This is a genomic window from Martelella sp. AMO21009, assembly GCF_053484295.1.
This window is the reverse complement of sequence record NZ_JBAKFR010000001.1, coordinates 442,618-464,554: the sequence shown is the minus strand read 5'-3', so window position 1 is coordinate 464,554 and position 21,937 is coordinate 442,618. Positions and strand designations below refer to the sequence as shown.

Here is a 21,937-nt window from a genome sequence, read left to right as displayed (position 1 = left end):
TTCTTATCCGGCCGCGGCGGTCTCCGCCCGGCCCAAGAGAGGGTCATCATGTCGTCTGCCGTATCTCCGCTCGCGCCCAAATCCCTTACCCCCATGCCCGTCATCGACGGCGTGCGCCTGGCAACCGCCAGCGCCGGGATCAAGTACAAGGGCCGCACCGATGTGATGATGATGATCTTCGATGAACCCGCCGCCGTTGCCGGCGTGTTCACCCGCTCGCGCTGCCCCTCTGCCCCGGTCGATTTCTGCCGGGCCAATCTTTCAAACGGCACGGCGAAGGTGCTGGTGGTCAATTCCGGCAATGCCAACGCCTTTACCGGCAAGAAAGGCAAGGAGGCGACCACGCTGACCGCCAAGACCGCCGCCGAGGCGGCCGGCTGCGACACGGGCGACGTCTACCTCGCCTCCACCGGCGTGATCGGCGAGCCGCTCGATGCCTCAAAATTCGCCGGCGTTCTGGCCGACATGGCCGGACAGGCAAAGCCGGATTTCTGGCAGGACGCCGCAAAGGCGATCATGACCACCGACACCTATCCGAAGGTCGCAACCCGCGGCGCGACGATCGACGGCGTCGCGGTGACACTCAACGGCATGGCCAAGGGCGCCGGCATGATCGCGCCGGACATGGCGACCATGCTCTCCTTCATCGCCACCGACGCGGCGATTTCCGCCCCTGCCCTTCAGGCTTTGCTTTCCGAGGGCGTCGGGAACAGCTTCAACGCAATCACGATCGACAGCGACACCTCGACCTCCGACACCGTGCTGGTATTCGCCACCGGCAAGGCCCCCGGCCAGGACCCCGTCACCGACCCGACCGATCCCCGCCTCGATGATTTCCGCGCCGCGCTGCACGCGCTGATGAAGGACCTCGCGCTCCAGATCGTGCGCGATGGCGAGGGTGCACGCAAGATGGTGACCGTCAACGTTACCGGCGCCGAGAGCGATCGCGCCGCTTTCGAGATCGCCCGCTCGATCGCCAACTCGCCGCTGGTCAAGACCGCCGTTGCCGGCGAGGACGCCAATTGGGGCCGCGTGGTGATGGCCGTCGGCAAGGCCGGCGAGAAGGCCGACCGCGACCGGCTGGCGATCTGGTTCGGGGATATCCGCGTCGCCTTTGAGGGCGAGCGCGATCCGGACTATTCGGAAGAACATGCCTCCGCCGTCATGCGGCAGGACGAGATCACGATCCGCGCCGATCTCGGCATCGGCGACGGTCAGGCGACCGTCTATACCTGCGACCTGACCAAGGAATATGTCGCGATCAACGGCGACTATCGAAGCTGAGGCCTGCGTTGCCGCAGGGCAACACAGACCGCCTCGCAAGCGCCTTGCGTGTTTACAGCCCGGCCCCCCGCGTCTACATCCACCGAAACGGATCGTCACTGAATCGGAATCGTCTTGAACGTTGATCTTCCGCTTGTCCGCAGACTGGAAGCCATGGGCCTGCGCGCCTGGCCGGCGAAGAACGTGCACTATGACGGCGCATGGCAGCTTCGGATTACGGCCGGGCATCCGTCCAAGCGGCTCAACAGCCTCGCCGTGCTCGACCGGTCGGATATCGCCGATATGGAGATCCGGGTGGAAAAGGCGAAGCGCCATTATGCAGCCTTCGGACGCCCGCTCCTGATCCGCGAAACCCCGCTGACGCCGCCCGAGATCGGCGAGTACCTCGTCGCCGAGGGCGCGGAGGCTTTCGACGAGAGCGTGGTGATGACCCTCGATCTCAATGAATTTCAGACCGCCGACGCCGTGGAACTGCTGCCAAGCCAGGATGTCGGCCGCTTCGTCGACGCATCGCTCGCGATCAACCCGGTCGAGGGGCTGACAAAGGCCGGGCTTGCGGAGGTTGTAACCGCCATCAAGCCTGCCCACGGCCTGTTCATCCGCGAGGACGACAAGCCCTATGCGGTCGGCCTTGCGGTGCATGATTTCGACATGGCCGGCATTGAGGCCTTCGCGGTTGCGGCCGGCGCCCGCAGAAAAGGCCACGGCCGCAAGCTCGCCGCCGCCATGCTGCGCTGGGCCAAGGGACGCGGCGCGCGCATGGCGTGGCTTCAGGTAACGGCGACAAACGCGGCCGCAATCGCGCTTTACAAGAGCCTCGGATTTGCGGAGGCCTATCGCTACCGGTACTGGCGGGAGAAACAATGACGGATGGATCGAAGAGACTGCTACTGGTCGCCGCCTGCGCGCTGATCGACGCCGACGGGCGGATATTGCTGGCGCAGCGGCCGGAGGGCAAGGCGCTAGCCGGGCTGTGGGAATTTCCCGGCGGCAAGGTCGAACAGGGCGAGACGCCCGAGGCCTGCCTGATCCGCGAAATGGAAGAGGAACTCGGCATCACCACCAAGGTGGCCTGCCTCGCGCCGCTGACCTTCGCCAGCCACACCTATGACGATTTCCACCTGCTGATGCCGCTCTTCGTCTGCCGCCGCTACCAGGGCATTCCCAAAGGCCAGGAAGGACAGGCCATCAAATGGGTGCGCGCGAAGGACCTGCGCGACTACCCCATGCCTCCCGCCGACGAACCGCTGATCCCGATCCTGCAGGATCTGCTTTGATCGGCGAATGCTTCGCAGACGGCGTAGCACATCACATAGACCACCGCCCCATCCGCCCATTCGACGTCATCAACTCTGTTTTATGACATGGTCTCTGATTCTTGCATTCAGGATAACGATGATTTTGCGCATGACGGCGGAGAGGAGGAAGGCTTTGTCAGAAAACGGGGCCGCTGCCCGTCGAGGGCGACGGCCTTTTGCCTGCCTCACTGGGCGGAGTAACCTCCATCCACCAGATGATAGCTGCCGGTGACGAAGGAGGCGTCTTCGGAGAGCAGGAAGGCCGTTAGGGCGGCGACTTCCTCGGATTTGCCGAGACGGCCGATCGGATGGAGCGCGACGAGGCCTTCGATAGCCTCCGGCTCAAGGTTTTCATCAAGCAGTGGCGTGCGGATGAAGCCGGGGCCGACGGCATTGATGCGGATGCCGCGCTTGGAATATTCCAGCGCCGCCGACTTGGTCATGCCGACCAGCGCATGTTTCGAGGCGACATAGGCCGGCGCGGTGGAAAAACCGTTGGTTCCGAGGATCGACGACATGTTGACGATCGATCCGCCGCCCGAAGCCTCGATCGCGGCAAGCTCGTATTTCATGCAATAGAACACAGCGTGAAGGTCGACATTGAGCACCTTGTGCCAGGCATCGATATCGTAATCGCCGATCGGCTCCGACGGACCGCCGATGCCGGCATTGTTGACCGCGCCATAAAGCCCGCCATATGTCTTCACGGCGTAATCCACCATGGCTTCCACGGCCTTCGCATCGCTTACGTCAACGGCGAAAGCGGCGGCCTTGCCGCCGGATTTCTCGACCTCGGCGGCGGCATTCTTCGCATGATCCTCGTTGAGATCGGCCACCACGACATTGGCACCTTCGCGCGCCAGAAGCTGGACGCAGGCCTCGCCAATACCGGACGCGCCCCCGGTCACGATGACGGTTTTGTTTTCAAATCTCTGGGACATGACGATACTCCTTTATGCCGGCGCTTCCGTGTGGGCGCCATTGATTCAAGTGGCGCCGAAAGGGTGCGTTTTAAAGGCATATCGAAGCAAAAATCAGTTCTGAGACTGGGGCTCCAGAAGCCGCTCGAGATAAGGCGGTTCGGAGGGCAGCGGGGCCTGTTCGTTCAGCCGCTCGCGGATGGCGTCGAGGATCTCGCGGGCGCGCTGGACCGTGATCTCGTCGGGCACGTCGACATTGTCGCCGAAGTCGAGCCCGTCGGACCCCTGATTGCGGCCAAGCGGGTCGCGGCCGGCCTGATTGCCCCAGCCGGTCTGGCCGCCCGGGCCCTGCCCCTGCTGCCCCTGGCCCTGCGCCATCATCGAATTCATCATCTGCTGGGCGCCCTGGCGCAGCGCCTCAAGCGCATTGCCCTGCCCCTCGACGGCCGCGGAACCCTCGCCCTCGCCGAGCGCGCCGGCCGCGCCTTCCATGGCCTCGCCGGCCTGATCGAAACCTTCGGCCGGCGGCATGCCGAGTTCGGAGAGCTTCTGCTGCATTTCCGATAATTGTTCGGCGAGCCCCTGCTGCTGCTCCTGAAGCTGTCTCAGCGCCTCGCGCAACTCTTCCGCCGTCATGTCGCGGGGCGCTTTCTCGCCGCTTTCGCCCTGCTGATCCGGCGAAGGCTGCGGGTCCCCCCAGCGCTCCCGGTCCTGCAATTGCTGGTCGAGATCGAAGGTCTCGTTCATCAGCCGCTGCTGTTCCTGGATCAACTCGCCGAGCTTGTCGATCTGCTGACGCATCTCGGAATTCTGCTGTCCGCCCTGCTGCTGGGCGGTGGAAGACGGCGGCTGGAGATTGTTCATCATCCGCTGCAATTCCGACAGAAGCTGCTGGGCGGCATCGCGATTGCCGGAGCGGGCGAGGTTTTCGAGCTGGTTGAGGAGATTGTCAAGATCGCGCTGGCGCAGCGTCTGCTGGTCGCCCGGCATCTGCTCGGATGGCTGCATACGCTGGGCCATTTCCGACATGAATTCCTGCATGGCCTCGCGCAATTCCTGCATCAGTCGGGCAATCTCGGCGTCCGATGCGCCATTTTCGAGCGCCTCGCTCAGCGCGTCCTGAGCCTCGCGCAGCCGCCGCTCGGCATCAGACAGCGCGCCATCCTCGATGCCGGTCGCGATATCCCACATGTAATCGGCGGTATCGCGATAGCTGTCCTCGTCATGGGCGAGCGCCATCCTGGTCTGCGCCGACTTGATCAGCAGGAATTGCGTGAGGTCCGGGATCGTCTCTTCCGGTCTCAGCGTGATCGCCGCGCTGTATTGCAGCGCCTCCGGCATGCGGCGCGTGTCGAGCGCGAAGATCTGGCGCTGTTCGGCCACCGAGCCGGCCAGCAGATTGCGGAAGGTGCGCTCCGGCAGAACCATTTCAAGCGCCGGGCTTCTGCCGATATGACCGGCCGCATCCTCGGCCACCAGCGCGATCGTAACCGGTGTGCCGGACAGCGGATGTTCCGTCAGATTGCGGCTGGTGAATGCCGAATGATCCTCCGATGAGCGCGCCGGCATGTTGAGCAGAAACTCCGGCAGCGGGTAAACCGGCTCGGCATGCGGATCGACATCGCCCGCAGGCGCGATCTCGGCATGGGCGCGGGTCACGCCGTAATCGTCGGTCACCGTATATTCAAGTTCCAGCGCCCCGTTCGCCGCCGCTCTGGGCGTACCCTTGAAGGCGATCACCGGCGCTTCGTCGGGATCGACCGTGATCTCCCAGCTCCGCCCGGCCGCATCGAGCCGGCCGCCGGAGGAAAGCGTGAAACTGGCGCTGTTGGCGAGCGCGCTTTCTTCTGCCTCAGCCGGCGCTTGCACATCCTCGATGCCCTGCGGGGTAAAGGTGATCGGCTGATCCGCCCCCTCACCGGAAAGCCGGACCGTGAGCACCGAGCCTTCGGGAATGCCAGTGATCGCCTCGCCGCCATCGGCCTGCAGATAGACCGGCGCCTTGCGGGTATAGCCGGGCGGCGAAATCCAGGCATCGAATCGGAGCGCCACCTGGGTTTCGCTTTCACCCGCTGGCGGCGCGAAGGCATCGGCAAGCCGCGACGCGCTGTCGGGACCGGCATAAAACCAGGCGACGAAAAGCAGCAGGACGGGAACCGCGCGCAGCGCATAGGGATCGACCGCCGCTAGGTCCGGCTTCGGCGGGCCGCTGTCGATTGCGCTGAGACGCTCGACCATGCGGCGCTGATGGGCATGCCAGAGCGCCATCGCCTCCGGCGTTTCCCGCGCCGGGCGGTCCATCCTCACGGAGATCGCCTGGTGGGACAGCGCGTTATGGACCTCCAGCCGCCGCTCCGCGGCTTGGGCGGAGGGGATGCGCAGATGGCGCAGCGGCCAAAGGCTGACGATGAAACCGGCGACGAAGAAGAACAGCAGCGCGATCCTGACCGCGAATGGCAGCAGCAGGAAAACGCCAAGCCACGACAGCGCGACATAGAGCGCAACAACTGCTGCCGGCCACAACAGAAGCGGCACAAGCTGTTCGATAAAGAGGTTGAAACGCGTGAGCGCGCGCTTGCGGCGGATGCGGCGCGTCAGCGCATCATCAACTGCATCCTTGCGTTTGCCCGCAGTGTGTTTCTGCCCGGTCATGAGCCCCTGTGGTCGCGCGGCGTGATGGCCTCAGAATAGCACGCTTTGTGTCGATAGCGAGGTGAGGCCGGGAAATTCCCGGTTCACATTACCGCGACCGGCCTAAAGCCATTCCGGCAGCGAATCGAGCCCGATCAGCTCCTCATAGCTGCCGCGCGGGCGCACCACGTGAAAGCGGTCGCCATCGACCAGCACTTCCGGCACCAGAAGGCGGGTATTGTAGGTGCCGGCCTGGACCGCGCCATAGGCGCCCGCCGTCATCACCGCGAACAGGTCGCCGGGCTCGGGACGCGGCATTTCGCGCGACAGCGCCAGATAATCGCCGGTCTCGCAGACCGGGCCGACGACATCGGCGGTTATCCGCTCCGCCCCGGGCTTCAGCGTCACCGGGCGGATATCGTGCCATGCGTCATAGAGCGTCGGGCGGATCAGGTCGTTCATCGCGCCATCGACGATGACGAAGCTCTTCGCCTCGGCATCCTTCACATAGATCACCTCGGTAACGAAGATGCCGGCATTGCCGGCGATCATCCGCCCCGGCTCGGCCACGATCCGGCAATCGAGCCCCGAAAGCTCCTCGCGGATGACGCTGGCATAGGCGAGCGGCTCCGGCGGGGGATTGTTGTCGAACTGATAGGGAATGCCGAGCCCGCCGCCGACATCGACATGGTCGATTTCGTGGCCCGCCGCGCGCAGTTCCGTCACCAGTTCGCGCATCAGCCGAAAGGCGTCGCGGAAGGGAGAAAGCTCGGTGATCTGACTGCCGATATGCATGTCAATGCCGGTGACGCGGATGCCCTTCAGGCTTGCCGCATGGGCATAGACGTCATGGGCGCGCGAAAACGCGATGCCGAACTTGTTTTCCTTCTTGCCGGTCGAGATCTTGGCATGGGTCTTGGCATCCACATCCGGATTGATGCGGAAGGAGACCGGGGCGACGACGCCCTTCGCCATGGCGCGGGCGTTCAGCACTTCCAGCTCGGGCTCGGATTCCACGTTGAAGCAGTAGATGCCGGCATCGAGCGCGAAGTCGATCTCGCGCACGGTCTTGCCGACGCCGGAGAACACGATCCTTTCGGCCGGAACGCCGGCGGCGAGCGCCCGGCGCAACTCGCCTTCCGATACCACGTCCATGCCCGCGCCAAGCTTGGCGAGCGTCTTCAGCACGGCCTGGTTGGAATTGGCCTTCACCGCGTAGCAGACCAGCGCATCGGTGCCCGCGAAAGCCTCGGCGAACACCTTGTAGTGGCGGGTGAAGGTGGCGGTGGAATAGCAATAGAACGGCGTGCCGACGGCCGCCGCGATCGCCGGAATGGAAACGCCCTCGGCATGGAGAACGCCGTCGCGATATTCGAAATGGTTCACGTCTGGCCTGCGTCAGTTAAGCAGTGGATCGAGAAGGAAGGGCTCGCCATCGACGGCGGCATCCGGCCCGGCATTGACGACATCGTCGCCCGAGCCGTCGAACACGATCGGCTTGTCGTTGGGCGAAAGCCGGATGGTCGGCTCGGACTGGGTTTTGGCGGCGCGCGCCTGCTGTTCGGGCGTGGGCGGCGGCACTTCCAGCGGCCCGCGTCGCCCGCAGGAGGCAAGGGAAAGCGCCATCAGCGCAACAACTGCAATCGTGATCGTCTTCATCAAGAGCCCCAAACCGGATACGGGCCCCGCAAACGCAAACGCCCTGGCCACCCTGATAACCGATCGAAACGGATTTGTGCACCCCAAATTGCGAGCACGATGACCGGCACAGTGCTTGCAGCGTATTTTCCGCCGGCGTCAGGACTCGTCTGAAAGCTCGAGCCGCCTTTCGATCCGGTCAAGCCGCGTGTAAATACTGGCCTGCTGGCCGTCGCGGTTCAGGTCACTCTGCACCAGCGCGGCGACATGCGCCTTGATCGCCCGGATTTCAAAGCGAATTTCCCGGCGCTCCTCGCGGGCCATCTTGGCGTCTTCCCGCAAGGCCTTCAAATGCTCAAGCAGCAATTCATTGGTGACATTATCCGCCATGGCGATGCCTCCTGGTTGCAGCCGATGATCCGTCGGAGCGCACCGGCTGTCAATCCCCGGTTGGCCCCGCCCGGCGCACGGCTCACACCCGCTCGCGCCACCAGGCGATCTGCTTTCTCACCTCGTCCGGGGCCGTGCCGCCGAAGCTCTTGCGGCTGGCGACGGAGGCTTCCACGGTCAAGACATCGAAAATGCCTTCGGTGATCGCCGGGTTGATGCCCTGCAATTCCTCAAGCGAGAGTTCCGCCAGATCGCAGCCCTTCTTTTCCGCCAGCGCCACGGCAGCACCCGTCGCGTGGTGGGCGTCGCGGAAGGGCAGGCCCGCCTCGCGCACCAGCCAGTCGGCAAGGTCGGTGGCGGTGGAGAAGCCTGAGCCGGCGGCGGCCTTCATGGCGGCGGTGTTGACGGTGAGATCGCCGACCATGCCGGTCATCGCGGCGATCGCCAGATCGAGGCTGCGGGCGGCGTCGAACACCTGTTCCTTGTCTTCCTGCATATCCTTGGAATAGGCGAGCGGCAGGCCCTTCATCACCGTCAGAAGCGCCACCAGCGCGCCATTGACGCGGCCGGTCTTGGCGCGCACAAGCTCGGCGGCATCCGGGTTTTTCTTCTGCGGCATGATCGAGGAGCCGGTGGAAAAACTATCCGAGAGCCGCACGAAATTGAACTGCGGCGTCGACCAGATCACGATTTCCTCGGCGAGCCGCGACAGATGCGTGGCGCAGATCGAGGCAAGCGACAGAAACTCCAGCGCGAAATCGCGGTCGGACACCGTGTCGATCGAATTGCGCGTCGGCCCGCCGGAAAAGCCGAGCGCTTCGGCCGTCATGTGCCGGTCGATGGCAAAGCCGGTGCCGGCAAGTGCGGCCGCCCCGATTGGGCTCTCGTCCAGATGCTCGATCGCGTGGCGCACGCGGGCGCGGTCGCGGCCGAACATCTCGACATAGGCCATGCAGTGATGGCCGAAGGTGACGGGCTGGGCGGTCTGCAGATGGGTGAAGCCGGGCATCACCGTTCCGGCATGCTCTTCCGCGCGCGTCAAGAACACGTCGATCAGCCGGGTGAGCGCTGCCTCCGTGCGCTGCAGCTCCTTCTTCACCCACAGGCGAAAGTCGAGCGCGACCTGGTCGTTGCGCGAGCGGGCGGTGTGCAGGCGGCCGGCGGCGGGGCCGATCAGCTCGCGCAGCCGCGCCTCGATATTCATGTGAATATCCTCGAGCTGGCGCGAAAACGAAAAATCGCCCGCCTCGATCTCACGGCGAATTGTATTGAGACCCTCGATAATTGAGCCGACATCCTCTTTCGAAACGATGCCTTTTTCGGCAAGCATCGTGGCATGCGCGATCGAGCCGTCGATATCCTCGTTATAGAGCGCCTTGTCGAAATCGATGGAGGCATTTATCTCCTCCATGATCGCATCGGGACCGGAGGCGAAACGTCCGCCCCACATCTTGTTCGAGGTGCTGTTGTCGGAAGCCATGAAGTGCCTATCTGGAGAATGACATGACAGAGAAGAAGAGCCGCAAAAGCCCGGTCTCCGCCAAACTGGTTCTAATCGCGCTTGCCGCAGGCCTGATTGCCGGCGCCGTCGCGGTATACGTGAAAAACGCCGTGACTGGCAATGGCATGGGGGATCTCGCCGCAAGCCAGTGCAAGCCGGCCGCCGAGACCGCCGAACGCCTGAAGCCGCTCGCGATCGGCGAGGTCGCCGCCTTCATCCCCGCCGAAAAGCCGCAAAAGCTCCCGAACCTCGCCTTCCGCGACAGTAACGGCGAAACCGCGCTTGCAAACCTTTCCGGCAAGACCGTGCTGATGAACCTGTGGGCCACATGGTGCATTCCCTGCCGCGAGGAAATGCCGGCGCTCGACCGGCTGGAGGCCGATATGGGCGGCGAAAACTTCGAGGTCGTCGCCGTCAACATCGACACCGGAACCGACGAAAAACCGCTCCGCTTCCTCGAGGAAATCGGCATAAACGCCCTCGCCTTCTACCGCGACGAAACCATGACGACCTTCAACACCCTGAAAAAGGAAGGCCTCGCCTTCGGCCTGCCGTCAACGGTGCTGATCGATGAGAACGGGTGCTTGCTGGGCGCGATGAACGGGCCGGCGGAATGGGATAGCGCGGATGCCAAGGCACTGGTGGGGGCGGCGCTTGGGGGGTGATGGGGAGCGGAGTGAGTCTGCTTTGCGACCTCATTTCGGTCGTTCGTTTCATCATCTAAAGCGGAAATTGGTTACCGATAAAGACAATGGGACTACGGTTTCCACTAGACGCTCCGGCACGTTAGACCTACTGTGAACGGAAATTATTGAGCGAGAACCGATGCCATCATTTCCTTTTATTCCTGTTAAGCAAAAAGAGCACTGCTTTAAACTTGTCTCGTTACCAGCGGGTTTACTCACACGTATTTCTTACGCCGCAGTTCGCAGAAAGGATGACGAAGAAGGCGCCGTTCAGCGAGTTCTCAACACATCCCGAATTGCCGGAATCAGGGATTTCGCTCTAAAGATGGGTGATTTCCCGGCATCGATTGTGTTGAACTGGACAAGTGGAAATCTCGTTGAGAATAACGGCTTCGTTGAGATTCCTGATGAACAAAAAATCGCGCAAATTATTGATGGTCAACATAGGGTTGCCGGCCTTAAATCCGCGATTGAAGATGACCCGACCATCGCGGATTATCAGATTCCAGTTGCAATTTACGAAGGGTTAGATACAGCACATAGCGCACGAATATTCATATCAATTAACACAGAACAGCGGCCAGCACCGAAAAGTCTTGTTTTTGACTTATACGGAGTTACAGCGTCAGATTTGATGGACCCTGCAGCGATCCGCGCGAGCGATATTGTCGCCTACCTTGGAACTGAAGGTCAACCTTATTTCAAGTGGATTAAACTCCCAAATCAAGAGCGGCAGCGAGGTGGTGTGGCCCTCTCGACGGCTGTCAATGCCATAAAGCCTTTAGTTGATGCAAAAGGTCAGCTTGAACAAATCGGCGCTACAGAATTGGAGATTCAGAAAGCGATTTTTTCAAATTTCTTCAAAGCCATTAAAGGAAAGTATGGTCGACATTGGGACGATCGTAGCAATGCTTTTATATATGCTTCTGGCTTTATTGGATCAATCGAATTCTTCAGAAGCCATATGTTTGACTACTGTAAAGGTAGGGGATCGTTTGAGGAAGACACAATAATGGATGCGCTGGCGATGGATGACACAAGCCGAATATTGCAAGAGGACGTCAAAGGTCTCGGCGGTGCTGAAGCTGCCAATGCTATACGCGATAGATTGATCAGCTATTTCCGGCCGATGAGTTCGTCTCAAGGATTCAAGGTCTAACACCTAGCAATCACCAGAACTAATGTCAGATGCAGCCAGGTTAGCAAGCCAAGCATTTTCAAGGAAGCCGAAGGGGACGCTATATGCTCACTTTACCATTAGCTCTAGTGAGATTGCGGCGATCCGATCGACCGTCGAAGACGCGGTGGTCGAATCTACCTACTCATCTGTCGTATCCTTTGCAGAAGCGATGTCAGGCCTTCAGCAGGGATCGATTTCCTGGTCGATTGTAAAGTTGTATTACTCCTGTTTTTACAGTCTCCGCGCTTTGCTCTTGCTAAATGAAGTTGTGCCCTTCAATTGCGGGGATGAGATGATGCTGGACATTCCGGCCGGTAAATACCTCAAAGGCGGACGGTCAAGCCACCATTGGAATTGGAGGTCAATCAGACAGCTGGCGCAACTACGCGGAAGTTGGTTCGTGTCTCCTGACTCGGAGGAAACCTACGTAAAGCTTCGAAAGCATCGAGAGAACGTCAACTACACGCACGCCTTCACCGATCCCAATTTTCATCGATGCCTAACGACTGGGGAATATGATCTTTCCAAGCGTTTCCGAGCGTATAGAGACGACGAGTCTTTTCTGTACACTTTCCTTGCCGATCATTTGGCAATCGCCTATCCAACGAAGTTGATATTCAGCCTCGACGCCTCACTGCGCGACGCTTCTCTGTCACTTCCGACAGAAAGCATTTCTCACGCAAAGAACATCTGGTGCATGAAAGATAGATGTCCTGCCTGCTGATGAGCGATCGTTGTCGAGAAAGCACCTAGTCACTACCGCACTTTTCAAAGAGAGAACAGTTTCTCGATACGTCGAGTATTTTTTTAGAGCCAAGCCAAGGCTCCCTCAGAGCAGCAGGTTCTTGAAATTGGTCAATGTACCTTTCCTGTCAGTTCGGTGAGGCATTCCATCTTCCCCCCTCACACCACCCGCTTCTCCAGCCGTCCAATCACCGCCTTCCCCAGCGTCTGCGGCTTCACCGCCAGCGCCGGGTCCTTGCCCTTCAGCCGCCCTTCCATATCGCCGATCGTGAACGTCGCGGCGGTTTTCAGCCCCTCCAGTTCCTCCCAGGTCACGGGCGTTGCCACGGGGGCATTGGGGCGGGCGCGGAGTGAATAGGGGAGGATGGCGGTGGCACCGCGTTCGTTGCGGAGCCAATCGATGAAGATGCGGTTCTTGCGCTTTTCCTTCGACATGGTGGCGATGTAGCGCGCGGGGTCTTCCTCGGCCATCATATGGGCGAAAGTCTTGGCGAAGGCCTTGACCGTGTCCCAGCTCACCGTCCGTTTCAGCGGCACGATGACGTGGATACCCTTGCCGCCGGTGACCATGGCGGTCGATTTAAGGCCGATGTCGGAAAGCGCTTCGCGCATCTCGAAGGCGGCCTTCTTCGTCTCGGCAAAGCCGAGGCCCTCGTCCGGGTCGAGGTCGAAGATCAGCCGGTCGGGCGCCTCGATCCTGTCGGCGCGGGCGCCCCAGCCGTGAAACTCGATCGTGCCCATCTGGGCTGCGGCGACGAAGCCCGCCACATCCTTCGCATAGAGATATTCGCCGGTGTCGCCGTCCTTCTCCTCGATGTCGATGCGGGCGAGTTCGTCGGGAAAGCCCTTGCCGGCGTGTTTCTGGAAGAAGCTCTCGCCATCAATGCCCGACGGGCAGCGAAACAGCGAGACCGGGCGGCGGCCGGCGATCTCCAGCATGCGGCTGCCAACCGCCGCGTAATGGCGCGCGACATCGGCCTTGGTGACGCCGGCCTTGCCGTAGAGCTGCCGGTCGGGATGGGTGATTTCGATGCCGGCGACCGTGTCGCCCTTCGCTTTCTCCGCCTGCACCGCGCCGGCCTCCTTGTCCTCTCTCAAGCCCAGAAACGCGCCGTGGCGGACATGGCCATCGGCGGTGAACTCGGCGAAATCGATCTCCGCCGCAAGCTTCGGCGTCACCCAGCGCGCATTGCGCGCGATTTCGCGCGGCACCTCGGCAAAGGGCGCGGTCTTGCGGGCAAGGCGCTTCAGCCGGTCGCCGAGATCATCCAGCGTCTTCTCGTCAAACCCCGTGCCGACGCGGCCGCGATAGCAGAACACGCCGTCATCATCATACTGGCCGATGAGGAGCGAGGCAAAGGGCCGGCCCTTCTTGTCTGACGGCGAATAGCCGCCGATCACGAATTCCTGCCGGCGCGAGCATTTGATCTTGCGCCAGGCGCTGGTGCGGGTGTGGCGATAGGGCGCATCCGCCCGCTTCGACACAATCCCCTCCCCGCCGGCCTTGCAGATCTTCGCGAGGATATCGCCGCCATCGCCAGCGACAAAGGTGGAAAGCCGGATCGGGCCCGCTTCGGTGTCGAGCGGTGCCAGCGCCTCCTCAAGCTGCTGCTTGCGCTCGCTCAGCGGCAGGTCGGTCAGCGATGCGCCGTCACGCTCCAGAATGTCGAAGACGTAGAAGACCAGCGGCGCGCCCTCCTGAAGGGCGGCCTGCAGCGCGGAAAAGGCCGAGCCATCCTTCGGCACGGAGGCCGCCATGATCTCGCCGTCGACCAGCAGGTTTTCGCCCTCAAGCGGCGCGAAGGCCTCGGCCAGATCGCCATATTTCTCCGTCCAGTCCTTGCCGGAGCGGGTGTAGAGCTTTGTCTGGCCATTGCTGATGGCGGCAATGCAGCGGTAGCCGTCGAACTTGGTTTCGTGGATCCAGTCCTCGCCGTCGGGCGCCTCATCATAGAGCGTGGCGAGCTGGGGCTTGCGGAAGGCGGGGAATTTCGCCTTTCCGCGCGGCTTTTTCTTCTGCGGCTGCTGCTTGTCAGTGGGCTTTTTGGTGCGGCGTTTCCACACATCATGGCCGGCCTCGATCTCGCCGAAGGAGCGGCCGGTGGTGACGCTGTCCTCGAAATCCTGCGTCAGCCGGTCGGGCTCCTCGCCGGCCTTGTCGTCGCGCTCCTTGATCAGGAGCCAGTTCTCGCGCTTTTCGCCGCGCCTGCCGCGCATCCTCACCAGCGCCCAGCCGCCCTGCATGCGCTCGCCCTTCAGGCGGAAATGCAGCTTGCCCTCCTTCAGCCCCTCGTCCGGATCATGCAGCGGTTCCCAGCTTCCGGCGTCCCACACCATCACCGTGCCGCCGCCATATTGCCCCTTGGGAATGGTGCCCTCGAAATCGGCGTAGTCGAGCGGGTGGTCCTCGGTTCTGACAGCCAGCCGCTTCTCGCCGGGGGCGTCGCTCGGGCCGCGGGTGACGGCCCAGCTTAGAAGCACGCCATCCCATTCCAGCCGAAAATCGAAATGCAGCCTTCGGGCATCGTGCTTCTGCACCACGAATTTCAGGTCGCCCGCGCGGCTCTTGCGGGCGCGGCCGCGCTTCGGCTCCTTCGTCTTTTCAAAGTCGCGGCGGGTTTCGTATTCGGCAAGCTTGTCGGGGGCGGCCATATCACGATGCCTTCTTGCGGCCTGAGGATTTCGTGGTGGACCTGGTTCCGGAGGATTTCTTCGCCGCCGTACCGCGCTTGGCGGTGGACGAGGATTTGCCCGATTTCGCGCCGTCCAGGCTCTTCTTCAGCGCGCTCATCAGGTCCACCACGTTGTCGCTGGTCCCGGACGCGCTGCCCTTCTCGTCGGCGCTGGCGCGCGGGGTCTTGCGGTTCTTCTGCTTGGCCTTCAACAGCTCCGTCAGCGCCTCGCGATAATGGTCATGATAGTTTTCCGCCTTGAACGGCGCGGTCTTGCGGTCGATCAGCGAGGTGGCGACCTCGAGCAGATCATCATCGCTCGCCTCGTCCTCGATCGAGGAGAACAGCGGATCGGCGTTGCGGATTTCATCGGCGTAGTGCAGCGTTTCCAAGAGCAACCCGTCGCCGCAGGGGCGCACGGCAGCGAGATATTCCTTGCCGCGCATGGTGAGCTGGCCGAGCGCGGTCTTCTCCGAGCGCCTCAGCGCATCGCGGATCACCCGATAGGCATCCTCCGCCAGATCATCGGCGGGCACCACGTAATAGGGCTTGTCGTAGTAGATCGGCGGAATTTCGCAGGAGCCGACGAACTGCACGAGCTCGAAGGTCTTCTTGGTCTCGAGCTTGATCGCGTCGATCTCTTCCGGGTCGATCAGAATATACTCGTCGTTCTGTTCGTAGCCCTTGACGATCTCGTCGGCATCGACAGGCCCGACGCCCTCGACCACCTTCTCATAGCGCACCCTTTTGCCCGTGGGCTTATGGATCTGGCGGAAAGAGATGCTGGAGGCCCGGCTGGTGGCCGAATGAAGTTCCACGGCAATCGACACCAGCGACAACCGCATCTGCCCTTTCCAAATCGCTCTTGAGGCCATGTTCCACGCTCCGGATACAAATACTCTCTACGCGATTGCAACGGCGAGGCAGGGGTTTTGGTTCCGCAAAGCGTTACGGGGTAAATGTCACGCACTCTGCCCGCTTGGCGCATTTCCGCCATATTTTGCCGGCCCGAACCTTGCCCCCGCCCCGGCTCCCCGCTATTGAAAGCCGCAATGAACCCCGGACCCGGTGAAAATCCGGGTGGCTCTTCCGGCCGCCGATCCGCCGGACAACCGTTGAAACCTGTTTCCTCCCAAGCCGGGCGCTGCCCGCCGCAAACAGTATTTCAGGGACCATATATGTCATTTTCGCTTTCCACGTACCGCCGCGAGTGGTTCGGCACGCCGCGTGCCGATATTCTCTCCGGCCTCGTCGTGGCGATGGCGCTCATTCCGGAAGCCATCGCCTTTTCCATCATCGCCGGCGTCGATCCCAAGGTCGGCCTGTTCGCCTCGTTCTCGATCGCGGTGATCATCGCCTTCGTCGGCGGCCGTCCGGGCATGATCTCGGCCGCCACGGCGGCAACCGCCGTGTTGATGACGCCGCTGGTCGCCGGCCACGGGCTGGAATATCTGCTGGCCGCCACCGTGCTTGCCGGCGTCATCCAGGTGATCTTCGGGATATTGAAGCTCGGCGCGCTGATGCGCTTCGTCTCGCGCTCCGTGATGACCGGCTTCGTCAATGCGCTGGCGATCCTGATCTTCATGGCGCAATTGCCCGAGCTGATCGATGTCACGCCGATGACCTATGTTCTGGTCGCGGCAGCGCTCGCGATCATCTACATCCTGCCGCGTTTCACCAAGGCCGTGCCCTCGCCGCTGGTGGCGATCGTCACGATCACCATCATCACCGTCGCTCTCGGTCTCGATGTCCGCAATGTCGGCGATATGGGCGAATTGCCGGAAAGTTTTCCATTTTTCCATCTGCCGATGGTGCCGTTCACGCTTGAAACGCTGCTGATCATCCTGCCCTATTCGCTTGCCGTCGCCGTAGTCGGCCTGCTGGAAAGCCTGATGACCGCGCAGCTGATCGATGACCTGACCGATACCCGCTCCAACCGCAACCAGGAATGCGCCGGACAGGGCATCGCCAATTTCTGCACCGGCTTCATCGGCGGCATGGCCGGCTGCGCCATGATCGGCCAGTCGATGATCAACATCAAATCCGGCGGCCGCGGCCGGCTTTCGACTTTCATCGCCGGCCTTATGCTGCTGATTCTGGTGGTCGTGCTCGACCAGTGGGTGCGCCAGATCCCGATGCCGGCGCTGGTGGCCGTCATGATCATGGTCTCGATCGGCACCTTCTCGTGGTCGTCGATCAAGAACCTCAAGGATCATCCGCGTTCCTCCTCGATCGTCATGGTCGCGGTGGTCGCGGTGGTCGTCGCCACCCATAATCTCGCGATCGGCGTGCTCGTCGGCGTGCTGCTCTCCGGCATCTTCTTTGCCTGGAAGATCGCGCAGTTCTTCGGCGTGCGCTCCGAACTTTCGGCGGACGGCAATACACGAACCTACCGTGTCGAGGGACAACTCTTCTTCGCCTCGGTGGAGGATTTCAACGCCGCCTTCGATTTCCGCGAAGTGCTTGAGAAAGTGGTCATCGATCTGACCCGCGCCCATATCTGGGATATTTCAAGTGTTGCGGCGCTGGACATGGTTGTGATGAAATTCCGCCGCGAGGGCGCGGATGTGGAGGTCGTCGGCCTCAACGAGGCAAGCGCCACCATCGTCGACCGTCTCGCCGTTCACGACAAGCCGGATGCGCTCGAAGAATTCATGAAGCAACAGGGCCACTAGGAGGATACGGAAATGGAAAAGCTGACAGCTTTCATCGATGCCTCGAATTATGCCGAAAGCGTGTGCGACCATGCCGCGTGGATTGCCGGGCAACTGGGCATCTCCGTCGAGCTTGTGCATGTCCTGGGGCGCACCCGCGATAGCCAGGCGCACGCCAACCTCTCCGGCTCGATCGGCCTTGGCGCGCGCACGGCCCTTCTCGAAGAACTCGCGGAGGCCGATGCGCACAATGCCAAGCTTGCGCAAAAGCGCGGCCGGCTGCTGCTGGAGGCCGCCGTCGAGCGGCTTTCGGTGGAAGGCGTCACCGCCGTCACCACCAAGATGCGCAATGGCGATTTTGTTGAAGCGATCGAGGATGTCGGGGCGGATTCGCGGCTGATCGTGATCGGCAAGCGCGGCGAAGGCGCGGACTTCGCCTCCGGCCATCTCGGCTCCAATCTGGAACGCGCGGTGCGCACCGCCAGACGCCCGGTCTTCGTCGCCGCCCGCGCGTTCAAGCCGATCCACAAGGTGCTGATTGCCTATGATGGCGGCGCGAGTGCCGAGAAGGCCGTGGAGCGGGTGACATCGAGCCCGATCCTGGAAAAGACCGACGTGACGCTTCTCGCGGTCTGCAAGGAGAGCGACCAGTTGGCGCAAAAGGCGGCGGACGCCGTCAAGCGGCTTGAGGCCGCCAATGTCGCCGCCCGGCTCGTCATCCGGCCCGGCCACGCCGAAAAGGTGATCGAGGAGGTCGCGGCGGAGGAAAAGACCGATCTGCTGGTGATGGGCGCCTACGGCCATTCGCGCATCCGCACGCTGGTGATCGGCTCCACCACGACGGCAGTGCTGCGCGCCTGCAAGATTCCGGTTCTGCTGGTGCGATAATACCAAGCGCGCGCGTGGCCGCAGCCATGCGCGCGTACAAGGGCGTCAGACTTTTTTTGGTGCCTGCAGGGACCATTGACGCCGGCATCCGGCCCACAGATGATTGATTATACTGCATAATTCCTTGAGAATTGCGCCAGCGATCCGCTGCTCTCCGTTAACGTGTGCAGACGCGCAATCCGGTATCTGCTAGCCCGGTCTTCATCGGCTATTGCGCGCCAGAACGCCTGAGAAACCGAACCCGGAGACATACAGGGCCGACACCGAAACACCGGAGAAAGACCATGTTCAAAACAAAACTTTCCAAGTACATCCGATTTACGGCGGGTGCGCTGGCTTCGACAATACTGCTTGCCTCGACCGCTGACGCCTGCACCGGCATCACGCTGATGGCCAAGGACGGCTCGGTCGTGCGCGCGCGAACGATGGAATTCGGCGTCGACCTGCAGTCCAACGTGATCGTCTCGCCGCGCAATTTCGAACGCGTCGGAGAGACGCCCGATGGCAAGCCGGGTCTGACCTGGACCTCGAAATATGCGAGCGTCGGCACCAATGGCGTCGATATGCCGGTCATCGTAGACGGCCTCAACGAGAAGGGGCTTTCGATCGGGATATTCTATTTCAGCCAGTCGGCCGGCTATCAGCCCTATTCTTCCGACGTGCAGGACAGCACGCTCGCGCCGTGGCAGCTCGGCTCCTACATCCTCGACAATTTCGCGACGGTTGAGGAAGCGAAGGCCGCGCTTTCCGATATCACGGTCGCGCCGGTCACCTTCGAGCATTTCGGCATCGTTCTGCCGCTGCATTATGTGATCACCGACGCCGCCGGTAACACAATCGTCGTCGAATATGTCGACGGCGAGCTGAACATCCATGACAACGAAGTTGGCGTGATCACCAACAATCCGCCCTTCGACTGGCACATGACCAATCTGAAGAACTACGTCAATCTGAGCTTCGAAAACGTTCCGCCAAAGAAGTTCGGCGATATCACGATCACAGGCTTTGGCGAAGGCACGGGCATGCTGGGCGTGCCGGGCGACTTCACCTCGCCCTCGCGTTTCGTGCGCGCGGCATTGTTCCAGACCGGCGTGAACCAGGGCGCGACCAGCGAGGACGACGTCTTCCAGGCGTTCCACATCCTGAACAATTTCGACATCCCGAAGGGCACGATCCGCGAGACGACCGCCGACGGCAAGGTGCATCAGGATTATACCCAGTGGACGACGGCCAATGATCTCAAGGCGCAGCGCTTCTATTTCCGCACCTATGACAGCAGCAGCATCCGCTTTGTCGACCTGAAGGCGCAGGATCTCGACGCCGCCGACATCAAGACGATCGAGATGGAAGGCTATGAGACCGCGACCGAACTGGGCACGGACAACTAGGCCTCAAGACGCCTGACAAACAAAAACCCTCCGAAGCAATCGCCTTGGAGGGTTTTCTTATTTCAGCCGATGGCTTTCGCCAATCAGGCGGCGCTGAGGTTTTCAGCGGCGCTCTTGCCGGTGCGGCGGTCGGCGACAACTTCGAAATTGACCTTCTGGCCTTCCGAAAGCGTGGTCATGCCTGAGCGCTCAACGGCGGAGATGTGAACGAATACGTCCTTGCTGCCGTCTTCCGGCTCGATGAAGCCATAGCCCTTGGTGGAATTGAAGAATTTTACGGTTCCGACGCTCATAACGATTTCCTTTCAAATCGTGCGTTCAAAGATCACATGATCTACATCATGCATTTGCTCGACTTTGATAGAAGATCGTTCTGGGCGCTTTCGCGCAGACGTAACTTAACAAACAAATTCGATAGCCGCTTTGTTACGCGACATTGGCGCGCTCGGCAATACGCTAATTTTTTAAATTTCGGTACGGTTGACGCGAGCAAGCGCGGCGGGAACACCTCCGCGCGTATCGGTCTTGGACCGCGCAACAAATACGATCAGCCCGAAAAAGAAACGCCCCCTGCCCGGGAGGATGGGCAGAGGGCGTATGGGAAAAATTTGCCGCCGGCATTGGGCGGCTGAACCGCTATCGCTTACTTGACCGCTTTGCGGGCAATGTTACGAATGTCTTCGCGGTTGATACCGAGATCGGCCAGCTCGCGGCTGTTCATGCGATTGAGTTCGCTGACGGTCTGACGGTATTTCATCCAGCTGTTGAAGCTACGTGCCATGCTCATGTCTATCTCCCTTCGTTTGAAGGTTTCTGGCGTCGCATTCCTTGCGGCGCATCCCTGTCTTTCGACAATTCCGATATAGGCGTTTCAACGGTTGCCTGGCAGATAGGCAAAAGCAAAAGTCCTATGCGTTGAATGCAAGGCTTGAGATTTTCGGTACGCAAGAGGAATGCGGATCGGTCATGACGCAGACCGGAAGACAAAAAAATAACGCTCACCGGGGGAGGAGGATCCGGTGAGCGTCATTTTGGTTGGCCGGTGATTTGGGAGGAGGAGGAGGATCACCGACCTATCGAGGGGCATTTGGGAGGAGGAGGAGGATGCCCCACGAATTCCGAATTTTGTCGTGTCAGAAGGAAGCCTTGCGGGCAACCCGACGGATGTCCTGACGGCTGATGCCGAGATCGGAGAGCTCGCGGGTCGACATGCGGTCAAGCTCGGCAACAGTCTGGCGGTACTTCATCCAGTTGTTGAAAGTGCGCGTAACACCCATTGTCATTCTCCTTCGTTCGGCAGCGTCTGATTGACGCTCATCAATTCGTCTTGAACCGGGATATAATCGATTGATCCGAACGCGAACAGAGACGTTTGAGCATTGCGCCTATGCAAAAAACGCAGGGCTCCGGAATGCGAACAGAAAACTGCCGCGCATGGATGTAGGAAGCCAGCGGCGTGGGCGTTGCACGGCCTTTGTCGAAAGATACAATGAGAAAAAGTGAATGGTGCTGCCGGAGAGATTTGAACTCTCGACCTCTCCCTTACCAAGGGAGTGCTCTACCCCTGAGCTACGGCAGCCCGTATTTCCGACTTGCGGAAGGTTTCCGGCACCGGTCCGGTGCAGGCAAGCGGCCTATTGCCATAGCTCGACTTCGAGTGCAAGACGCTTCAGGATAATTCTTTCCGATCCCAACCGTTTTGCCGAAACGATGACAGCCATGGACGACAAGCCGAGCAAGAAAGCATCCGAGCGCGCCGCGGAAGAGCGCAAGGCCCGCGCGGCGCAGAAGCTGAGAGAAAACCTGATGCGGCGCAAGCAGCAGTCGCGCGCGCGCCGCAAGGGCGCGGCCGACGAGACCGACGGCCTGCCGGCGGCGGGCCAGCGGGAAAACCGCGACGATTGATTCCGCCGTTTCGAGAACGGTGTTTTTGCCCCTCCCCGCCACGCCCTCGCCATTTTTGGCCGGTCCCTGTGGTTCTTATCGCATCTTAATCTCGATCTCGCGCGAATCCGTCGGTTCCGGCAACGACTTGTCAACCAATGCGATTGATCATACGGGCC

General features: G+C 61.3%; 21 protein-coding genes, 1 tRNA gene and 1 other annotated feature. Of the genes, 10 read left to right on the top strand and 12 right to left on the bottom strand.

Annotation, left to right across the window (positions count from 1 at the left end; translation table 11 throughout):
* Positions 1-48: 48 nt before the first annotated feature.
* The 3 genes from argJ to mutT all read left to right on the top strand — a co-directional run bounded on the left by argJ (position 49) and on the right by mutT (position 2,561).
* Positions 49-1,284 (top strand): bifunctional glutamate N-acetyltransferase/amino-acid acetyltransferase ArgJ, encoded by a 1,236-nt coding sequence (gene argJ, locus V6766_RS02185; RefSeq protein ID WP_448463168.1) that lies wholly within the window; start codon positions 49-51, stop codon positions 1,282-1,284.
* A 114-nt stretch (positions 1,285-1,398) separates the two neighbouring features.
* On the top strand, positions 1,399-2,151 hold the full coding sequence (locus V6766_RS02180; RefSeq protein WP_448463166.1) for a GNAT family N-acetyltransferase: 753 nt from the start codon (positions 1,399-1,401) through the stop codon (positions 2,149-2,151).
* Positions 2,148-2,561 (top strand): 8-oxo-dGTP diphosphatase MutT, encoded by a 414-nt coding sequence (mutT, locus tag V6766_RS02175; protein ID WP_448431385.1) that lies wholly within the window; start codon positions 2,148-2,150, stop codon positions 2,559-2,561. The genes V6766_RS02180 and mutT overlap by 4 nt, the downstream gene beginning before the upstream one ends.
* A 206-nt stretch (positions 2,562-2,767) precedes the next feature.
* Here mutT and V6766_RS02170 read toward each other — a convergent pair whose 3' ends face one another.
* The 6 genes from V6766_RS02170 to argH form a co-directional block, all read right to left on the bottom strand.
* Positions 2,768-3,523 carry an SDR family NAD(P)-dependent oxidoreductase gene (locus V6766_RS02170; RefSeq protein WP_448463164.1) on the bottom strand — a complete coding sequence of 252 codons (756 nt, stop codon included), beginning with the start codon at positions 3,521-3,523 and terminating at the stop codon, positions 2,768-2,770.
* 93 nt (positions 3,524-3,616) lie between these two features.
* Complete coding sequence (locus V6766_RS02165) at positions 3,617-6,154, bottom strand: TIGR02302 family protein (protein WP_448463162.1); 2,538 nt, start codon at positions 6,152-6,154, stop codon at positions 3,617-3,619.
* Between the two features lie 102 nt (positions 6,155-6,256).
* Positions 6,257-7,519: a diaminopimelate decarboxylase gene (gene lysA, locus V6766_RS02160; RefSeq protein WP_448463160.1), complete on the bottom strand. Its 1,263-nt coding sequence runs from the start codon at positions 7,517-7,519 to the stop codon at positions 6,257-6,259.
* Between the two features lie 12 nt (positions 7,520-7,531).
* Complete coding sequence (gene lptM / locus V6766_RS02155) at positions 7,532-7,792, bottom strand: LPS translocon maturation chaperone LptM (RefSeq protein ID WP_448463158.1); 261 nt, start codon at positions 7,790-7,792, stop codon at positions 7,532-7,534.
* Between the two features lie 138 nt (positions 7,793-7,930).
* Positions 7,931-8,161, bottom strand: coding sequence for a hypothetical protein (locus V6766_RS02150; RefSeq protein WP_448463156.1), 231 nt, complete (start codon positions 8,159-8,161; stop codon positions 7,931-7,933).
* 82 nt (positions 8,162-8,243) lie between these two features.
* Complete coding sequence (gene argH, locus V6766_RS02145) at positions 8,244-9,641, bottom strand: argininosuccinate lyase (RefSeq protein ID WP_448463154.1); 1,398 nt, start codon at positions 9,639-9,641, stop codon at positions 8,244-8,246.
* A 23-nt stretch (positions 9,642-9,664) separates the two neighbouring features.
* Between argH and tlpA the strand changes: the two genes are divergently transcribed.
* Both tlpA and V6766_RS02135 read left to right on the top strand, forming a co-directional pair.
* Positions 9,665-10,327 carry a thiol:disulfide interchange protein TlpA gene (gene tlpA / locus V6766_RS02140; RefSeq protein WP_448463152.1) on the top strand — a complete coding sequence of 221 codons (663 nt, stop codon included), beginning with the start codon at positions 9,665-9,667 and terminating at the stop codon, positions 10,325-10,327.
* 160 nt (positions 10,328-10,487) lie between these two features.
* Positions 10,488-11,507 (top strand): DGQHR domain-containing protein, encoded by a 1,020-nt coding sequence (locus tag V6766_RS02135; RefSeq protein WP_448463150.1) that lies wholly within the window; start codon positions 10,488-10,490, stop codon positions 11,505-11,507.
* A gap of 924 nt (positions 11,508-12,431) precedes the next feature.
* Here V6766_RS02135 and ligD read toward each other — a convergent pair.
* Positions 12,432-14,924 carry a DNA ligase D gene (ligD, locus tag V6766_RS02130; protein ID WP_448463148.1) on the bottom strand — a complete coding sequence of 831 codons (2,493 nt, stop codon included), beginning with the start codon at positions 14,922-14,924 and terminating at the stop codon, positions 12,432-12,434.
* Between the two features lies 1 nt (position 14,925).
* Positions 14,926-15,819, bottom strand: coding sequence for a non-homologous end joining protein Ku (gene ku / locus V6766_RS02125; RefSeq protein WP_448463146.1), 894 nt, complete (start codon positions 15,817-15,819; stop codon positions 14,926-14,928).
* Between the two features lie 183 nt (positions 15,820-16,002).
* Positions 16,003-16,058, top strand: a sequence feature (sul1 is cis-regulatory element that is thought to sense ions involved in sulfur or methionine metabolism; They are found in Alphaproteobacteria).
* Positions 16,059-16,122: 64 nt separating this feature from the next.
* On the opposite strand from ku, the gene V6766_RS02120 reads away from it, so the two are divergent.
* The 3 genes from V6766_RS02120 to V6766_RS02110 all read left to right on the top strand — a co-directional run bounded on the left by V6766_RS02120 (position 16,123) and on the right by V6766_RS02110 (position 19,874).
* Positions 16,123-17,619, top strand: coding sequence for a SulP family inorganic anion transporter (locus V6766_RS02120; protein WP_448463144.1), 1,497 nt, complete (start codon positions 16,123-16,125; stop codon positions 17,617-17,619).
* A gap of 12 nt (positions 17,620-17,631) precedes the next feature.
* On the top strand, positions 17,632-18,486 hold the full coding sequence (locus V6766_RS02115; RefSeq protein ID WP_448463142.1) for a universal stress protein: 855 nt from the start codon (positions 17,632-17,634) through the stop codon (positions 18,484-18,486).
* 284 nt (positions 18,487-18,770) lie between these two features.
* On the top strand, positions 18,771-19,874 hold the full coding sequence (locus V6766_RS02110; protein ID WP_448463140.1) for a linear amide C-N hydrolase: 1,104 nt from the start codon (positions 18,771-18,773) through the stop codon (positions 19,872-19,874).
* Positions 19,875-19,957: 83 nt separating this feature from the next.
* Here the strand turns inward: V6766_RS02110 and V6766_RS02105 are convergent, their stop codons facing one another.
* Positions 19,958-20,167, bottom strand: coding sequence for a cold-shock protein (locus V6766_RS02105; protein WP_018067558.1), 210 nt, complete (start codon positions 20,165-20,167; stop codon positions 19,958-19,960).
* Positions 20,168-20,203: 36 nt separating this feature from the next.
* Here V6766_RS02105 and V6766_RS02100 point away from each other — a divergent pair, with 36 nt between their 5' ends.
* Positions 20,204-20,506 carry a hypothetical protein gene (locus tag V6766_RS02100; protein WP_448463138.1) on the top strand — a complete coding sequence of 101 codons (303 nt, stop codon included), beginning with the start codon at positions 20,204-20,206 and terminating at the stop codon, positions 20,504-20,506.
* 11 nt (positions 20,507-20,517) lie between these two features.
* Here the strand turns inward: V6766_RS02100 and V6766_RS02095 are convergent, their stop codons facing one another.
* From V6766_RS02095 to V6766_RS02085, 3 genes are all read right to left on the bottom strand, one after another.
* Entirely contained in the window at positions 20,518-20,661 is a 144-nt protein-coding gene (locus V6766_RS02095; protein WP_018067559.1) for a DUF1127 domain-containing protein, read from the bottom strand.
* Between the two features lie 346 nt (positions 20,662-21,007).
* Positions 21,008-21,151: a DUF1127 domain-containing protein gene (locus V6766_RS02090; protein WP_230719442.1), complete on the bottom strand. Its 144-nt coding sequence runs from the start codon at positions 21,149-21,151 to the stop codon at positions 21,008-21,010.
* 227 nt (positions 21,152-21,378) lie between these two features.
* A tRNA-Thr gene (locus V6766_RS02085) sits at positions 21,379-21,453 on the bottom strand.
* Between the two features lie 140 nt (positions 21,454-21,593).
* Here V6766_RS02085 and V6766_RS02080 point away from each other — a divergent pair.
* Positions 21,594-21,779: a hypothetical protein gene (locus tag V6766_RS02080; protein ID WP_448463136.1), complete on the top strand. Its 186-nt coding sequence runs from the start codon at positions 21,594-21,596 to the stop codon at positions 21,777-21,779.
* The last annotated feature ends 158 nt before the right edge of the window (positions 21,780-21,937 follow it).

What these genes read in the sequence shown, in the direction of transcription:
- lptM (WP_448463158.1), bottom strand. Translation starts at nt 7,792, where the DNA reads ATGAAGACGATCACGATTGCAGTTGTTGCGCTGATGGCGCTTTCCCTT.
- V6766_RS02170 (WP_448463164.1), bottom strand. Translation starts at nt 3,523, where the DNA reads ATGTCCCAGAGATTTGAAAACAAAACCGTCATCGTGACCGGGGGCGCG.
- V6766_RS02150 (WP_448463156.1), bottom strand. Translation starts at nt 8,161, where the DNA reads ATGGCGGATAATGTCACCAATGAATTGCTGCTTGAGCATTTGAAGGCC.
- ligD (WP_448463148.1), bottom strand. Translation starts at nt 14,924, where the DNA reads ATGGCCGCCCCCGACAAGCTTGCCGAATACGAAACCCGCCGCGACTTT.
- mutT (WP_448431385.1), top strand. Translation starts at nt 2,148, where the DNA reads ATGACGGATGGATCGAAGAGACTGCTACTGGTCGCCGCCTGCGCGCTG.
- tlpA (WP_448463152.1), top strand. Translation starts at nt 9,665, where the DNA reads ATGACAGAGAAGAAGAGCCGCAAAAGCCCGGTCTCCGCCAAACTGGTT.
- V6766_RS02090 (WP_230719442.1), bottom strand. Translation starts at nt 21,151, where the DNA reads ATGGGTGTTACGCGCACTTTCAACAACTGGATGAAGTACCGCCAGACT.
- V6766_RS02115 (WP_448463142.1), top strand. Translation starts at nt 17,632, where the DNA reads ATGGAAAAGCTGACAGCTTTCATCGATGCCTCGAATTATGCCGAAAGC.
- V6766_RS02165 (WP_448463162.1), bottom strand. Translation starts at nt 6,154, where the DNA reads ATGACCGGGCAGAAACACACTGCGGGCAAACGCAAGGATGCAGTTGAT.
- ku (WP_448463146.1), bottom strand. Translation starts at nt 15,819, where the DNA reads ATGGCCTCAAGAGCGATTTGGAAAGGGCAGATGCGGTTGTCGCTGGTG.
- V6766_RS02105 (WP_018067558.1), bottom strand. Translation starts at nt 20,167, where the DNA reads ATGAGCGTCGGAACCGTAAAATTCTTCAATTCCACCAAGGGCTATGGC.
- V6766_RS02120 (WP_448463144.1), top strand. Translation starts at nt 16,123, where the DNA reads ATGTCATTTTCGCTTTCCACGTACCGCCGCGAGTGGTTCGGCACGCCG.
- V6766_RS02100 (WP_448463138.1), top strand. Translation starts at nt 20,204, where the DNA reads ATGATCTACATCATGCATTTGCTCGACTTTGATAGAAGATCGTTCTGG.
- V6766_RS02110 (WP_448463140.1), top strand. Translation starts at nt 18,771, where the DNA reads ATGTTCAAAACAAAACTTTCCAAGTACATCCGATTTACGGCGGGTGCG.
- V6766_RS02135 (WP_448463150.1), top strand. Translation starts at nt 10,488, where the DNA reads ATGCCATCATTTCCTTTTATTCCTGTTAAGCAAAAAGAGCACTGCTTT.
- V6766_RS02095 (WP_018067559.1), bottom strand. Translation starts at nt 20,661, where the DNA reads ATGAGCATGGCACGTAGCTTCAACAGCTGGATGAAATACCGTCAGACC.
- argH (WP_448463154.1), bottom strand. Translation starts at nt 9,641, where the DNA reads ATGGCTTCCGACAACAGCACCTCGAACAAGATGTGGGGCGGACGTTTC.
- argJ (WP_448463168.1), top strand. Translation starts at nt 49, where the DNA reads ATGTCGTCTGCCGTATCTCCGCTCGCGCCCAAATCCCTTACCCCCATG.
- V6766_RS02080 (WP_448463136.1), top strand. Translation starts at nt 21,594, where the DNA reads ATGGACGACAAGCCGAGCAAGAAAGCATCCGAGCGCGCCGCGGAAGAG.